Consider the following 14,075-nt stretch of genomic DNA (forward strand, 5'->3'; position numbering starts at 1 on the left):
CGGCAGGCAGCGCTTTGATTTGCGAATCATGGCGCAAGATTGGCCCGTCTCCTCGTTCGCAATTCCCCTCATTTCTCGATCCGTTGACCGATGCCGCCTCATTCGCATTCTCCTGAAACTCTGCCCCAATCCACCGCCATGAACCTCTCCCGGCGGATTGGTGACAAGCAGGCCGAGCCCTACCAGGCCAGGATCTCCGCGTCGGTCCGAGAGGCTATTCGGCGTGGACGCTCGGGCGCGGTCCTTGCACCAACCGGCAGCGGCAAGAGCCTCCTGGCGGCTGGAGCGGCCGAAGACGCCGTCGACGTAGGCAAGCCCATCCTGGTCCTCCATCCCGACGTTAGCCTGCTGCGCCAGAACTATGCCCAGTTCCAGAGCGTTTCGGCAGTGAGAGGGGCGCAGACTGCGTTCTATGTCGCCAAGAACGAGATCATCGGTGAAGGGCCGATGGTTCGGAACTCACTCGACGCGGATGTGATCCCCGCCACGAACATGTCCCTCGTCAACAAGCTCGATGACGAGGAATTCCTGCGCTCATTGGACCGCTTCGGCAAAAGGGGAGGGGTGGTCCTCATCGACGAGGGCCATAAGGCTGCGGCGGACGAGCTCGCAAAGGTCCTCTCCCGTGTCGCTCATGCCGGCGGCTCCGGCATTGTTCTGACTGCCACACCGTTCCGGACCGACGGCAAAGACCCGCTGGATGCTTTCGGCGCCAGCATCGAGCACGACCTGATCGATGTTGCGACCTATGACGAGGTCCTGGCGACCGGCCGCACGGTTCCCACCAGGTTCGACATCGCCACGGGAGAGTTTGAAGCCCACCTGGGTACCGACGCCGTCCGTCTCATTGAAAGCGCCTTCCTCGCGCTTCTGGCGGAGAACAAATCGGTTGACCAAGCCTCCCAGCAGGCGTTCTCCCGTTTCTTCAAGGAAGGCGCGAGCGAAGGCGACAAGGCCATTGCCGCTCTCATTGTGGCGGCCGTTGCCCGGATCTGGGCCAAGCGTGCGGCCAGCGCCACCCTGGCGATGATCCACTGCGACAGCGTTGAGTTTGCCAAAGAGCTCTCCGGGTATCTGGCTCAAGAAATCCTCCCTCCCGGTCACGAACGGGAAGGTGAGAAACCCCGCGTGGCCTTTGTCGTGGCCGGCGAAATCCGGGTCTGGCGCAACGGCGCCGAGCAGGGGCTGAAGGAGGGCGAGCCGGTCGGCCGCAAGATCAAGCGCGACGATCTCCTGGATGCGGCCCGTGCCGGCGGCTTCGACATCCTGGTCAACGTCAATGCTCTGGGTGTCGGGACCGACGTTCCCCAGACGGACCTCAATATCCTGGCCTGCCAAGAGCGCTCCATCGGCCCGGTGAAACAGATCAGCGGGCGAGGGGAGCGAGCTCACAAGGCTTCTGGCAAGACGCATCAGGTCTTTGTTGACGTTGGCAACTCGATCCTGCGGATTTTCAGCGATATCGACGCCATGCGCCGGAACGATCCGGAGCGTTGCCGCCGCCAAGTCCGCGGGCTGGCCGCCCCGATCCGGGAGCAGTTCGAGGCATGGTTCGACAAGGATCCCAGCCTTCGCGAGCAGATCGAGGAGCGCCAGCGTCAGATCCGCCTCCGGATGGGCGAAGGGGACAGTGAGCAGTACGACGATCCGCTCGACCCGACCATGGAGATCGGCGACGAGGACACCCTCCCGGTGCCGAAGCCCTTTGCGGCCGGTCTTATGGCGACCGGAATGCGCAGGTACGATTCCGAGACAAAGAAGTTCTCCAGCCGTGTGGCACTGTTCTGCGATCTCAAGGAATTTGGCCTCTATGACGAGGAGGCCGCCCCAGATCTCCCTCGCTGGCTGGTTGCCACGCACGACGAACGGACAGGGGCACAGCAGGCCTTCCTCTGCAGGACCCAGGATGTCGCCCGAAAGTACGTGGCCTTTGTTGGCATCCGGCACGACGGCGACTACGAGAGTGCTAGCCCTACCGACAAACAGCGCAAGTTCCTCATAAGCCTTCAACAGGCGCGGCCTCTCGCCTTCCCGTGGCTCACTGAATTCGCGGCTCCAGCCAATGCGACCCAGATGTCAGCCGCCATCGATCTCCTGAAGGACAAGGCGGGACTCCTGGCCAGGTTACTCAACGTCGCTGCCGTTCGGTTGGTCGAGCGGGCTACCGGAACTCACAGCCTGCGGCCCGATCTTCGCTCGGTTGTTCTGGATCGCCCAAACCAGCTCACCCCACAAAGGCGAGATCTCCTCGCCGCCTATTGCCGGCTGCGCCAGCGGTTTGCCGACCTCTTCCCCTATGCATTTGGAGGAAAACCGACGGCGTTCTCCGTCACGACTTTCGACCCGAGCGTGTTGCCGGAAATCAAGGCGATCGTGGCGAACACGAACGTCCGTTTCTTCATCATTGATAATCCGGAGAAGGAAGAGCAGCTCCGCCCGAGCCTCGCCGAGGGCCTGATTAAGTCCTCCATCGTCGCAGTGGGCCCGAAAGGGCCCAGCGAACAGTGGATCCGCCAGAAGGCAGGGTTCGGCCGCCATGACGATGCGGCCCGGGCACGGGAACAGGGTTTCCGCGAATACCTCACCGCTCTCGCCGACGGTCCCATGGGGAAGGACCAGACACTGACGATCACCCTTGCAAGGACCGAGTATCTCGAGATCGCCGCTGCAAAGCCCGGGAAGGAACTCGTCCGGGCGATGCCGTCGGCGGTGATGAACCTGTTGCTGCTCCTCGGGGAGGAAGGTGGAGTCCCGCTGGCAGGAGAGCAGGTAGAGCTCATTCAGGATGCGATTGGCAAGAACCGGACCGACATAGCGGTCCCGTTCTCATTGCCACGGCTTTGTGCCCGGTACGCCCAACGGCAAGTGCCGGCGCAGAAGAAAGTTCTGAAGGATCTGGAGAAGGCGGCAACGTTCAAGAAGAACCGGGATGCATACTTGCGCTCCCAGAAGCTGTCCTCCCTGGCTTCGTAACAGCCAACATGCTTCAAATCGCGATGGAAAATCCAGTGGCCGCAACGAGATGCACACATGGCAAGATTGGAGCCCGCTTCCGCAGGCGGATCGCACTGACGCTACTGTGCTTTTCGATGACGGCAGGGGCTGCATCTGCCCAAACCAAAAGAACTCTCTCTGCCAGTGAGCTCGAAACGGCTCGACTTGGCATCTATTTGAGACTCGCGGTAGAGCGCTGCGGGTACAACCTCCGGTACAATCCGATCAAGGCGGTCTACCCTGGTTCCTCGCTCTGGGATGTAGTGAGTCCGGAGACGAAGAAGCTTCTGACGGATATCACAATGCAGGAGATGTCCAAGTTTGTGGCGGCTGCCCGACCAAGTGCATGTTCGGCTGCCTGGGACGACTATGGGCCACAGAAACGTAAGGGCCTCTGGGCCCTTGTGGCGGCTGACGAACCTGAACCTCCGGGGAGGCACCGCTCTCTCCCCAGCCAATACAGCTTCATCGTCTGCAAGGATTTGAAAGACTTACAGACCTACTTGGGTCTGGCGAACGACAAAGCAGCCCTGGTCGATTACCTTGAGCGCAGTTACAAGAATGGCTCCTGCGAGAGAATTGCCGCTGGGACTGAGATCTCGATCGATAAGCGCCTGGATGGCGGCAAGCATCGTTATGCATGCTACCGCGTTCCCAATCATCGCCAATGTGTTTGGGGGCCGGATCTCTTTCGCTAACGGCAAAGAATGGTGAACCAAAAGGAGCCAGCCGCGATGAAGTGCCTGCGCATCTATGCCACCCCGGATGGCGAGTCGCATTTCGACGAAGTCGAACTGCCGACGACAAAGAGGCAGGTGCATTCCGATGCCGTGCCGTTCGACGTTACGGGCAGCTATCCGGCGTCCCGCGTCCGCATCACCCACATCCCAGCGGGCATGCGCGAGGTTGCTTGGCATACGGTACCAGAGCCGGTGCTGACGATCAGGCTGGATGGTTCGGTGGAATACGAGACGAGCGACGGAGAGGTGCGCCACGTTCAGGCGGGGAGCTTCGTGTTAGTGGAGGACACACACGGCAAGGGCCATCTCTCACGCCATTCCCCAGAGGCGCAGACGGTCATCTGGGTGTCACTACCGAACGGACTCCCTTTACCTCCCGCATAGTCCGTCCGGGCACGCTGTAAGCGCCGCGACCGAAAAAGCCCCAGCCGAGAGGGTAAGGGCTCTCAGCCAGGGCCAACTCCAAGCATTGGGGGCTATGGAGATTGTTCGGGCAGATACGCAACGCGCCCGGTATCTGCATATTCGAACGGTCAAGCTTAACATTTGGTGCACAGGCCAGACGCTTGGCCCGTGCCTTGGCCTTCTCAGGAGAGGTGCTGAGCGAAGTGCTTGTTCATCTCGAACATGCTGACCTTGTCCTTGCCGCCGAATACGGCCTGAAGCTTTGGATCTGCCAAGATCTCCCGCTTGTTCGCGGGGTTCTGCAGGTTGTTGGCTTTGATGTACTCCCAGACCTTGCTCACCACTTCGGTGCGCGGGAGCGGGGCCGAGCCGACAACGGCCGCCAGTTCGTTCGACGGCTGCAGCGGCTTCGCCAGGGCGGGATTGGGCTTCTTGGCTGCTTTGGCTACGGTCATTGTAAAACTCCTAAACTGTGCCTCGCAGGCATCTGCAGCGGCAAAGGGGCAGGACCATGGCCAGCAAGGGCTGAACACTTCCTTAATCCCGCTCTGATGATTCAAATGTCTAATGAAGGTTTCAATTAGAACGCCTGATCGTCACCAGCCACGTCGTTTGCCTTGTGGCTTTGCCATCATCTGCCGCATCGCTTCCTCTGCCCGCGCTCTGGCTTCAGCATTGTTACTGAGGTTGCGGACTTCCGATGACTCCTCCTGTTGATCAATGCCGTTCTTGCGTGAGCGCCATTGCTTCGCCTGGGCGGCGGTCGCAGCAGCATTGGCCAGCTTCTCCAGTCGATCCAGCTGCGGCGTACTGGGTTTAGCACTGGTTTCAGGTTGCTCATCCTCTTGCTTGGGGCGCTTTTCCATCTGCTCGCTTCCTTAGGCTCGACGCCACTAGCTATGCTATGGGGTTACGTGTTTCATTTCACGAGGAATAGGTTAACTCCGTCTTAACCATAAAGGTCCGACGTAAGCCGATGCGAAAGATCCATCACGGCTTTATAGCGATCGTCATCCTCGCGGGCCCGGCCGGTCTCATTCTTGCCCATGAGAAGCTCACTCGAACGCCTGCCCAGGAGGTCTTTGAATCGTTCGATCCGCCGCCGATCCTGCGGCAAACCTACACTCAGTGTGCCGAGGCTCCGAAGCAGCAGCGGTCAATCCAGTGCGACCAGTATGTGAGCTTCTTCGAAGACTGCGCCGCTCGGAAGAACGAGTGCGGCCCACAATCCGTCTACGAGGTCCTCACGAAACTGATACTCTCAGCGCCTCCCAAGCGACCAAAACCCGACAAAGCTGTTAGCCCGACTGACGTCTAACCCAGCATCTACAGACAATCCCGTTTCGATGGTGCATACGAGACTATTCAAATGACCTATTCCCGCGAAACCACCGCAATCGCTGAAATCACCGGACAATCGGTCAACACATGGTCTGAGGAATGGCAGCGCGAGTGCGAAGCTCGCGCCGTCCTGAAGATGTCGAAGGCAGAGCGGGATGCCTTCTTCAACGGCACGAAAGATGAAAACGGAAAAACCATAGAGCGCGGAATCATTTTCCTTCGGGGAGAAATGGCTGCCGAAGATTTGAGCTCGCTCATGCAACAGCTAATGGATGCCCGAGCATCCAGGCGCTAGATGTCGACATCCGCATAGGATAGTCATACTTCGGCAAAGTGCTTCTTCAGAGGTCAGATCAGCCTGTGTCACCCGTTAAGACGGGCTTTTTCGCACTGAGATCAAGCCTCGTGTTATGAACTCTAGCCAATCGGTTGATTGACCTGTTCGATTCGAGGAATACCCTATGCGCCGCCGTCCCTCAGCCCGACTGCTCGTGCTCGACCCGACTGGAAGAGTGCTGTTGTTTCGCTTCTCCTACCAGCGAGGGGCTTTGGTAGGTCAATCCTACTGGGCCACACCAGGCGGCGGCCTCGAAGAAGGGGAAACGTTTGAGCAGGCGGCCATCCGGGAACTCAGAGAAGAGACCGGCCTCCACGTTGACGCCATGGGGCCTGAAGTGGAGAGCCGCGAGTTCGTCCTGCAGCTACCAGACGGCGAACATGTGATGGCGCACGAACGGTTCTTTGTGGTTCAGACTGAGCATACAGACCTGTCTCGGAACGGGTGGACATCCGAAGAGCATGAGGTCATGGCAGACCATCGCTGGTGGTCTATATCGGAATTGGCTCAAACGTCTGAAACGATCTGGCCGGACAATCTACCTGACATCCTGAGCAGGATTGAGGTGCCTGCGCCTGCGGGTCGGACTGTCTCATCCAATCGCGTTCCGTAAAGCGTCTTCTCGGAAATTGCGTTGATGTTCTGATATGACTCTCTGCGGTTAGTTGGCCTGTCACAGAACTCTTTTCCATGAGTGGCGTAACAATAATTCTTTTTGTCCTCGGAACAGCCTTGGTGCTTGTGCAGGTCATCCTCGACGACGCTATCATTCGAAACGTCTGCCAAAGGGAAGGTAAAAGCTACTCCCCCCTTTGGTTGTTCAGTCCCTACTGGCAGTCTCGGATCTTCCAGCCGGAGTGGTGGCAAGAAGCTCGGGCAGTTGGTCCTATACCCTAAGGATGGTGATCTTCAGTGCCTTCGTGGGATGTCTGGCAGTGACGTTTCTCACCGTGCTAATGATCCGGTCCGCTTAGCCCAGCAGGCCTAAGCTGCTCATTCCATGAAGGGAATTCTGCGAAATTGCGGCTTCACCGTGTAAGCTACACATTGTTCAAGAAAGCCCAGATTGTTCGACCGTACTCGCGCAAGGAGTATCCCCTCGTCCGCAACGCGAACACGGCCCCATAATACGCGCCGGCCAGGAAACCGATAATCGCGAATATGGGACCTATAACAAATCCGTACCAAGCCACTTCGTCGACGCCGAACACGCCTTCCAGGATTCCGCCGATGACGATGAGACCAGGAAAGCTGAGAACAAAAGCTATCCCGGAGCATATTAGTGCGCCGAGAACAGCAAAGCAGGCGGCTTTCAGAAGCAACATAGATGAGGTGGCCGGTTCAACGGTCCATTATTGTACCGTCCTACCTAACAAGGCCACTCGGGTTCCGTAAATGGCCTTCTACGGCAAAAAACCGCGTACTTTCAGAGCTGAGGCGGACTGAGGGCGTATTCCTGCAGGAAGTTGAGACAGACTCAAAAAATAAGCTCAATCTTTGCAGCTGCTTGGTGGAAAGGCTTTGGCATCCTTTGTTAGAGACTAGACTATACACTGGACGATTAAGCAGGCGCAGATCCCGTGCCTGTACCCTTCCTGTAGGAGCGAGGTTGGTCAGAGACGCGGGCAGCATGATGCACGACGATCAGGTTCATATGAATGCGAATACCGTTCGCGGGATGATCATTGATCAATTCCCGGAGTATCGCCATGAACGAATTAAGCAGCTCAACACAATCGGCACTGTCAATGCTATCTTCAGGATTGGGTCAAGTGTGGCGGCAAGGTTCCCATTGCGCGCAATGAATCCGGTCGAATGCGCTGAGATGCTTCGCAAGGAAGCGGCAGCTATGACCGAGTTCGCGAAGCATTCTCCGGTTGCGACTCCTCAACCGTTAGGACTTGGTCAACCCAGCACGTTCTATCCGATGCCTTGGGCGGTGCAGAGTTGGATAGAAGGCGAGATTGCTACGCCAAACGGACTTGCGACGTCCACGGCATTTGCCCTCGACATCGCCGACCTGATCGCGACGTTGCGAGCAGCGGACACTCATGGTCGCCGCTTCGCCGGACAGGGGAGGGGTGGTAACCTTCCCAATCACGATGCCTGGATGGAAGTCTGCTTCAGGAACAGCGACGGCCTCCTGGACGTTGCTCGCCTGCGCCGCATGTGGGCTCGGCTGCGGGAGCTACCGCCATCCGGGCCGGCCGTCATGAGCCATCGGGATCTCATTCCAGCAAACCTTCTCGTGCACGACGGGCGTCTCGTGGGTGTGCTCGATGCGGGCGGCTTCGGGCCGGCCGATCCGGCGTTGGATCTTGTGGCGGCCTGGCATCTTCTTGACCGCGACCGAAGGGAGATTGTACGGCGTCATCTCGGATCGGACGAAGTCGAGTGGAAGCGCGGCGCAGCATGGGCGTTCCAGCAGGCGATGGGACTGGTCTGGTACTACGAGCGCACCAATCCGAGGATGAGTGCCCTTGGTCGAAACACGCTCGCCCGCCTGCTCGACGATCTTGAGGCCTGAACGGAACCTACCCAGCCACAGAGTGTCGGAACTACCTCAAAGCCGCAGAATATGCGCCCGACGCTTCAGGTAAGGGCGTAGTAAACAACACCTCCTGCGATCGCCAATCCCGCAAAGAAAAATGGAAACCACCGCGGGAAGGCTCTGTCGTGGCCATCGAAGCTCATGCTGGTCTCCATAGAGCAGGAATCCATACCTCTGCCTGAGAACCAATCGTGCGTTTTCGAGAAGGTTAGTCGGAGGACTTGCCCGGCCACAGATCAAGCGGCCAAGCGCTGCTTCTCTTCCCAATCGGCCGGCGGAACAGCAATCCCAAGTTCACAGAGAGCCTGCGATAGGGTCATGAAACGCTCTGCCAAGTCTCCTGCTTTGACCTGTTGCGATCCAGACGCTTTCATCTCATGAAAGCGCATCCGATAAAGATTCTTCAGGATCGAACAGGCGGTTGCGAGGTTATCCGCCATGTCGAAGGCCTGCGTTCCCTCTTGAAGGAACGTCCGGCACCGACGGGCACTGCTAAACAGATCGCGATAGATGAGATCCATCCGGTCAGCAGTCATGCCACGCGCTTTGAGTGCGTCGGCTTCCGTCACCCCGTGGGCACAGGAAATCAGGCGTCCCACATGCCAGAGCGCCTGGCCGTATGCATAAACTTTGTTGTGCCCTTTTGAGTCGATCTTCGCTCTCACGGAGAGCAAAGTTGAGCGAGCCCGCGCAATATCGTCCGCAACGACTGGGCAATCGTCGCGCCCCAACCATGGTGCGTTCATTATTGTTTTTGCCTTCGGAATCAAACGCCGAATTAACGATTCCGAAATGAATCGACGGAGCTTCATAGGCAAGGAATAATTGTGGTTAAGTTCAGGGTTGCGACAATATATGCCTGTCGCTGCGAAGTTGTTCCAAATCCATTCTTCATGCCCTGTGACAACAAAGTTTGGTCATAGACAATAAAGTTCTTACGGAACCAACATAGTTCTTATCTAGATCGCCAAGCTTGTCCAAACCTGTCCTGAACCAGCGCGGCGTTTAAGTGACTAAGCCTCAACCTATCGAAGTGACCTGTCTGGAGTGGATCAGACGAGGTCAAACCCCATGAAAAAGAAGATCAGCCAATCGCAGCTTATCCTTCCGCTGCTCGACGCGATCGAGGAAAGGGGAGGGGCAGCCAAGGCACGCGATATCTACGACTTGGTGGCCGAGAAGGTCGACCTATCGGCAGACGAGCGTACGGCTCGAATTTCGATATCCGGACACTCGTATAATGCGTTCGAGCGCGAGGTGCGTTGGGCCCAACAGAGAGCAAAACTCCAAGGTCTTTTGCGACCGGCGAATGCAGGCCTTTGGGCGCTTACCGACAAAGGGCATTCGGCGCTCACCAAGGCAACTCCTGGGCTCGTCGTTACGATCTTCATGACCGAAAAAGGTGCTGCGCTCTGGGGGCACTGTGAGGATGCAGTGGGTCTACTCGACGATGAGAGCATCAGCCTTTTGTTTTCATCGCCTCCCTATCCGCTTCTTCGCAAGAAGGAATACGGGAACCTCGACGAGAAGGAATATGTCACGTGGATGCTTCGCCTTATGGAGCACGTCATGCCCAAGATCTCCAAAGACGGCTCAGTGGTCTTGAACTTGGGAGACGCGTGGCGTCGGGGCGAGCCAACTCTGTCCTTATACCAGGAACGCTTGCTCATTAAATTTGAAGACGAACTCGGCCTGAAACTGTGCCAGCGATTCTCGTGGCAGTCTCCTTCGAAGCTCCCGGCGCCGGCGGAGTGGGTGACTGTACGTCGGGTGCGGGTAAAACCATCGCTCGAGAACGTTTTCTGGCTCTCCGCGTCAGACAATCCCTATGCGGATAACCGCCAGATCCTCGTCCCCTATTCCGACAGCATGAAAGCAATGCTGAAAAGGGGAGGGCAGGAAGCCGCAAATCGTCCGTCGGGTTACACGATGGCAGCCGGTGCGTTCAGTAACGATAACGGCGGAGCCATTCCGGGCAATCTCATCGTCGCCGCAAACACGGAAAGCAACTCCGACTATATCAGGAGCGTCAAGGCCGCCGGACTGCCGGTTCATCCTGCTCGGTTCCCAGCAGCACTCCCCGAGATGTTCATCAAGTTTCTCACACGGCCCAACGACCTCGTCTTCGAGCCCTTCGGCGGTTCGTTGACCACGGCGGCCGTCGCGGAAGCGCTGAATCGGCGATGGGTCGCGTCCGAGTGCATGCTTGAATACATCAAAGGCGGGCAGATGCGCTTCCCATCCGCCGCTGCGGCATAGACCGTCCTATGACCGGTCATCTCCCGCGCACCCTGCACCACGCTACGCCGCTCTACCGGTATGATCCCCAAGCCACGGACAATCACGGGGTCTGGGATTCTTCCATACACGGTCAGATCAGAAGCTACGGCCTATCGCCTTGTATGCACTCAAGCAAGGACGTCCCGATTGTCTTCCTGACTGACGAGCTCGGGCTTGCCACCAACTACGCCGAATGCAATCGCGGGGAAGAGTGGCCCGTTGACTGGATCATCCTTGCAATCGACTCCTCGATCATAGACCGGGCGCTTCTCCTTCCGGACATGGATCAAGAAGCCCAGACTATGGCCGACGACATCCTGGCTCAGGGGTACACGCAAGCCGAATGGGATGCTGGCCTGATCTCTTGGTTCCCGTTGCTCAAGATCACTGGCCAGGTCCGGTACAGTGCAGCGATCCCTCACATTGCCATCACACCTTTCAAGATCCTGCCTGTGGATCCCTCGTCGCGATAATCTTTTGTTAAGTGCCGGCGCCTACCTCTGGTCTCAAGGATCAACCCAACCGATCCTTTCCTCCGGGAACCCTGCGCAGCTGTTGCCCCGCTGCGCAGGGTTTTCTGTTTTCGGCCTCCGCCGTCGCGGTGTGCCGCCTCTGACCAGCTCTCGAAGCTTCCCCTCTCGAACAATCTTCGGAAATGACACAGCTCTCGCTCTTCGACATATCGATGCGGTGGAATAGCCGCCGCGCATCTTACCGGCCGTCCCAGGAGCCTATCGATCCAAGTCAGTTCTCCGTCGCCCCAATCGGAGATGCTGCCGCTCGTGACTTCGTCATCAGGCACCATTACTCGGGCTCTTACCCGGCCGCCGTCGCCGCCTATGGCATGTTCAAACGTGTTGCTCCCTTTCAGGACGAACTCGTCGGGGTGGCCGTGTTTTCGGTACCAATGCAGCCAAAGGCAGCCGCGGCCTATGGCGCGCCCAGCGATGCTAAGTTCTGCGAGCTCGGACGCTTCGTGTTGAAGGATCACGTCGGTGGGAATGGGGAAACCTGGCTCCTCCGGCGTGCCCTGGGAATGCTCGCAAAGGATAAACAGCGCCCTGATCGCCGGCCATATTACGATCTCTGCTTGTCCTACAGTGATCCAGTTCCCCGGACGAACGCTGCGGGTGAGCTGATCCATGTGGGTCATGTAGGAAGGATTTATCAGGCGTACGGGGGCTCCAGCGCCTATCTCGGGCGTGGGAAGCCGCGAACCCATTGGCTGACCCAGGACGGCTCAATCGTGTCACCCCGAGCCCTATCCAAGCTCCGGAACGGAGAGCGGGGGGCCGCCTATGCCTATGATTTTCTCCGGTCCCATGGAGCCCCTGCTATCGCGCCCGGTGAGAAGGAAGCTGACTACATCCGCCGCGCACTGCAGGAAGGCCCGTTTCGCAGGATGCGCCACAACGGCAATCACGCCTACGTCTTCCCGTGCGGGTCCCACTCAAACCGCCAGGAAATTCGTCGGAGGATGGATAAAGGCTTGCCTCGGCCGACAAAGACTGATCCGGTAACGGCAGCCTAGAATCTAGAGCAAATATCCGGCAGCCTTGGTGGTTCCGTTAATAGTTCTTAACCACTCCGCCCGCATCTTTCCCGAATCATAATGCCGGACCGCGAGTCCAACTTCGGCGCGAATACTGCGCAACATCGAATCAAGTGTGTAACGTGGAATCACCCGGAACCGGGCCTTTACATGCGAATTGACTCCGCCTTTTGGGCTAAATGATTCCAGCCAAAGAAGTTTCCCACCGCTGAATCGATCTATTGTGAATGGATTCTTGACGCGCGACTCCACAGCCAACTCAGAATCGGTCATCTCTCGAAACGGCACGAGTGTAACTGGTGGATGCCATGCCTGACGCTAAACGAGCCGAGAGAGTTCAGCGCTTCCGTAAGTCTCGCCGGGAACGGGGAGACAAGGAAGTGAACGTCTGGATTCCTGGGCTTCTGAACACTGCGATCGACCAAGCTGTCGAGAGCGGTCGCTTCAAGTCCCGTGAGGCCGTCATCACCCATGCCCTCGAGGCCATGTTTGCCCAAAAGGATCGTAATGTCGTGACGTAACCCAGGCAAAGCAAAAGGCCCACGAAGCGGGAACTTCGAGGGCCTTTGGAGCTACCCGCGAGGGGCGGCGTAATGGAATGTTTGGCGACTTCCTTATGCCATCCCGACAAGCTGACTGTCAAGAGCATCGGTTACGGTGGACGCTCCCGCTTTGCCCTCAACATGGAGGGTACGATGCAACTCGCATCGTCAGGAGGCCGGCGGCTGAGACATGCCGCTCTGGCCGCGAGAGAACTTGCGCTCGAAACCGGGCGTACGGTGACGCGAAAAGAACTGTCTGCGGCAGCCCGGGACGCTGCCAAGGCCCTGGAACTGCGGAATGGACCCCGGTCGGTTCTGTCCGAGCTCGTCGCCTGCTGGGGCGAACAGGAATGGGAGCGGCTGCTCGTCTGGCCGTCGAACGATTACCTCATGAGCCGCACCGGCCTGTCCGAGCGGTCCGTCCGGTATGCCTTTAGGGTTCTGATCGACCAACAATTGATCGTTCCGAAGGAGTCGCCGAACGGGAAGCGATTTGCCATCAAGGACTTGGCTGGCGAAGTCGTCGACGCGTTCGGCTTCGATCTGACGCCGGTCTATGCCAAGCGAGGGGAGTGGGCGGAACGCCTGATCGAGCAGAAGCAGGCTCGCGAAGCCCGGAAGCGCGCCTTCGACGAGATCACCATCGCTCGCCGTGCCGCCGAGGAGGCCCTGAGTGCCCTTGCAGAGCACTACTCAGATCTGGACCGCTCAGACCTCGAGGACCGTCTCAAAGCCCTGAAAGCCAGGACGCCTTTGCGCAGTTCGAAGGCGATACCGCTGGATGCTCTCGACGAGTGGAAAGGCCTGAGGGCACTTTGCGAGAAAGCGTTCTTTGATGCTGGCAATGGAGGCAAAGATTGCCGCCACTCTTATAACAACAACGGATCTCCTACCGAAGCTTGTAACAAAGGCTTTCCGAAGAAAGCTGAGGCGGTTCGTTCAACCGAACAAACCTCACAGCACCTATCACCGGAATTGATCCTTGAGGCCTGCCCCACCCTCGGCGACTACGGCCAGCCCGTGCGGGACCTGGCCGACATCGTCGCAGCCGGCCGCTACCTTCGAGCCTCCTTGGGCGCCCATGAGAGCGCCTGGGCTGAAGCCGCCGCGGAGATTGGCATTATCAGGGCCGCAGTAGCGGTCATCTATACCCTGCAGCTTTACGAGGATGACGTAGCTAAGAACGGGGGAGAAAGCCGGATCAAGAACCCTGGAGGGTACTACCGGGCACTCGTCCGCATGGTGAAATCCGGCAAGATCGATCTCGCGGTCGAGCTCCTGGCGATGAGGAGACGGCGAATGATGTGAGCCGTGCGCAATCTTCAGGCCAGTT

15 protein-coding genes are annotated in these 14,075 nt (G+C 58.3%); 12 read left to right on the forward strand and 3 right to left on the reverse strand.

The genetic code is table 11. The features are described 5' to 3' along the window. Positions 1 to 90: 90 nt before the first annotated feature. The 3 genes from JO965_RS41515 to JO965_RS41525 are packed head-to-tail and all read left to right on the forward strand — an operon-like array spanning position 91 to position 4,118. Positions 91 to 2,973, forward strand: coding sequence for a DEAD/DEAH box helicase (locus JO965_RS41515; RefSeq protein ID WP_203446874.1), 2,883 nt, complete (start codon positions 91 to 93; stop codon positions 2,971 to 2,973). A gap of 35 nt (positions 2,974 to 3,008) precedes the next feature. Continuing rightward, entirely contained in the window at positions 3,009 to 3,692 is a 684-nt protein-coding gene (locus tag JO965_RS41520) for a hypothetical protein (protein WP_203446875.1), read from the forward strand. Positions 3,693 to 3,728: 36 nt separating this feature from the next. Then, entirely contained in the window at positions 3,729 to 4,118 is a 390-nt protein-coding gene (locus JO965_RS41525) for a hypothetical protein (RefSeq protein ID WP_203446876.1), read from the forward strand. A gap of 203 nt (positions 4,119 to 4,321) precedes the next feature. Here JO965_RS41525 and JO965_RS41530 read toward each other — a convergent pair whose 3' ends face one another. Further along, positions 4,322 to 4,594, reverse strand: coding sequence for an SWIB/MDM2 domain-containing protein (locus tag JO965_RS41530; protein ID WP_203446877.1), 273 nt, complete (start codon positions 4,592 to 4,594; stop codon positions 4,322 to 4,324). 141 nt (positions 4,595 to 4,735) lie between these two features. Further along, on the reverse strand, positions 4,736 to 5,005 hold the full coding sequence (locus JO965_RS41535; protein WP_203446878.1) for a hypothetical protein: 270 nt from the start codon (positions 5,003 to 5,005) through the stop codon (positions 4,736 to 4,738). Between the two features lie 110 nt (positions 5,006 to 5,115). On the opposite strand from JO965_RS41535, the gene JO965_RS41540 reads away from it, so the two are divergent. From JO965_RS41540 to JO965_RS41555, 4 genes are all read left to right on the forward strand, one after another. Further along, the gene (locus JO965_RS41540) at positions 5,116 to 5,457 is read left to right on the forward strand and encodes a hypothetical protein (RefSeq protein ID WP_203446879.1); all 342 of its coding nucleotides are present in this window, start codon (positions 5,116 to 5,118) and stop codon (positions 5,455 to 5,457) included. Between the two features lie 51 nt (positions 5,458 to 5,508). Further along, positions 5,509 to 5,775, forward strand: a complete 267-nt coding sequence (locus JO965_RS41545; RefSeq protein WP_203446880.1) for a hypothetical protein — start codon at positions 5,509 to 5,511, stop codon at positions 5,773 to 5,775. Between the two features lie 166 nt (positions 5,776 to 5,941). Continuing rightward, positions 5,942 to 6,430 (forward strand): NUDIX hydrolase, encoded by a 489-nt coding sequence (locus JO965_RS41550; RefSeq protein WP_203446881.1) that lies wholly within the window; start codon positions 5,942 to 5,944, stop codon positions 6,428 to 6,430. 1,017 nt (positions 6,431 to 7,447) lie between these two features. Beyond that, positions 7,448 to 8,344, forward strand: coding sequence for an aminoglycoside phosphotransferase family protein (locus JO965_RS41555; RefSeq protein ID WP_203446882.1), 897 nt, complete (start codon positions 7,448 to 7,450; stop codon positions 8,342 to 8,344). Between the two features lie 260 nt (positions 8,345 to 8,604). On the opposite strand, the gene JO965_RS41560 is transcribed toward JO965_RS41555, so the two are convergent. Then, positions 8,605 to 9,186 (reverse strand): hypothetical protein, encoded by a 582-nt coding sequence (locus JO965_RS41560; RefSeq protein ID WP_203446883.1) that lies wholly within the window; start codon positions 9,184 to 9,186, stop codon positions 8,605 to 8,607. A 253-nt stretch (positions 9,187 to 9,439) separates the two neighbouring features. Here JO965_RS41560 and JO965_RS41565 point away from each other — a divergent pair, with 253 nt between their 5' ends. From JO965_RS41565 to repC, 5 genes are all read left to right on the forward strand, one after another. Next, the gene (locus JO965_RS41565) at positions 9,440 to 10,627 is read left to right on the forward strand and encodes a site-specific DNA-methyltransferase (protein WP_203446884.1); all 1,188 of its coding nucleotides are present in this window, start codon (positions 9,440 to 9,442) and stop codon (positions 10,625 to 10,627) included. 8 nt (positions 10,628 to 10,635) lie between these two features. After that, on the forward strand, positions 10,636 to 11,121 hold the full coding sequence (locus JO965_RS41570) for a hypothetical protein (protein ID WP_203446885.1): 486 nt from the start codon (positions 10,636 to 10,638) through the stop codon (positions 11,119 to 11,121). A 182-nt stretch (positions 11,122 to 11,303) separates the two neighbouring features. Then, positions 11,304 to 12,179 (forward strand): hypothetical protein, encoded by an 876-nt coding sequence (locus tag JO965_RS41575; protein WP_203446886.1) that lies wholly within the window; start codon positions 11,304 to 11,306, stop codon positions 12,177 to 12,179. A 329-nt stretch (positions 12,180 to 12,508) separates the two neighbouring features. Next, complete coding sequence (locus JO965_RS41580; RefSeq protein ID WP_203447477.1) at positions 12,509 to 12,721, forward strand: hypothetical protein; 213 nt, start codon at positions 12,509 to 12,511, stop codon at positions 12,719 to 12,721. Positions 12,722 to 12,895: 174 nt separating this feature from the next. Beyond that, positions 12,896 to 14,050, forward strand: coding sequence for a plasmid replication protein RepC (repC, locus tag JO965_RS41585; protein WP_203446887.1), 1,155 nt, complete (start codon positions 12,896 to 12,898; stop codon positions 14,048 to 14,050). Positions 14,051 to 14,075 lie beyond the last annotated feature (25 nt).

The organism is Microvirga sp. VF16 (genome assembly GCF_016864375.1).
In the GTDB taxonomy this organism is placed as follows: domain Bacteria; phylum Pseudomonadota; class Alphaproteobacteria; order Rhizobiales; family Beijerinckiaceae; genus Microvirga.

Excerpts from the sequence above, each read along its gene's own strand:
- JO965_RS41535 (WP_203446878.1), bottom strand. The coding sequence starts at position 5,005 with ATGGAAAAGCGCCCCAAGCAAGAGGATGAGCAACCTGAAACCAGTGCT.
- JO965_RS41570 (WP_203446885.1), top strand. The coding sequence starts at position 10,636 with ATGACCGGTCATCTCCCGCGCACCCTGCACCACGCTACGCCGCTCTAC.
- JO965_RS41565 (WP_203446884.1), top strand. The coding sequence starts at position 9,440 with ATGAAAAAGAAGATCAGCCAATCGCAGCTTATCCTTCCGCTGCTCGAC.
- JO965_RS41575 (WP_203446886.1), top strand. The coding sequence starts at position 11,304 with ATGACACAGCTCTCGCTCTTCGACATATCGATGCGGTGGAATAGCCGC.
- JO965_RS41515 (WP_203446874.1), top strand. The coding sequence starts at position 91 with ATGCCGCCTCATTCGCATTCTCCTGAAACTCTGCCCCAATCCACCGCC.
- JO965_RS41550 (WP_203446881.1), top strand. The coding sequence starts at position 5,942 with ATGCGCCGCCGTCCCTCAGCCCGACTGCTCGTGCTCGACCCGACTGGA.
- JO965_RS41530 (WP_203446877.1), bottom strand. The coding sequence starts at position 4,594 with ATGACCGTAGCCAAAGCAGCCAAGAAGCCCAATCCCGCCCTGGCGAAG.
- JO965_RS41580 (WP_203447477.1), top strand. The coding sequence starts at position 12,509 with ATGCCTGACGCTAAACGAGCCGAGAGAGTTCAGCGCTTCCGTAAGTCT.
- JO965_RS41545 (WP_203446880.1), top strand. The coding sequence starts at position 5,509 with ATGACCTATTCCCGCGAAACCACCGCAATCGCTGAAATCACCGGACAA.
- repC (WP_203446887.1), top strand. The coding sequence starts at position 12,896 with ATGCAACTCGCATCGTCAGGAGGCCGGCGGCTGAGACATGCCGCTCTG.
- JO965_RS41525 (WP_203446876.1), top strand. The coding sequence starts at position 3,729 with ATGAAGTGCCTGCGCATCTATGCCACCCCGGATGGCGAGTCGCATTTC.
- JO965_RS41540 (WP_203446879.1), top strand. The coding sequence starts at position 5,116 with ATGCGAAAGATCCATCACGGCTTTATAGCGATCGTCATCCTCGCGGGC.
- JO965_RS41555 (WP_203446882.1), top strand. The coding sequence starts at position 7,448 with ATGATGCACGACGATCAGGTTCATATGAATGCGAATACCGTTCGCGGG.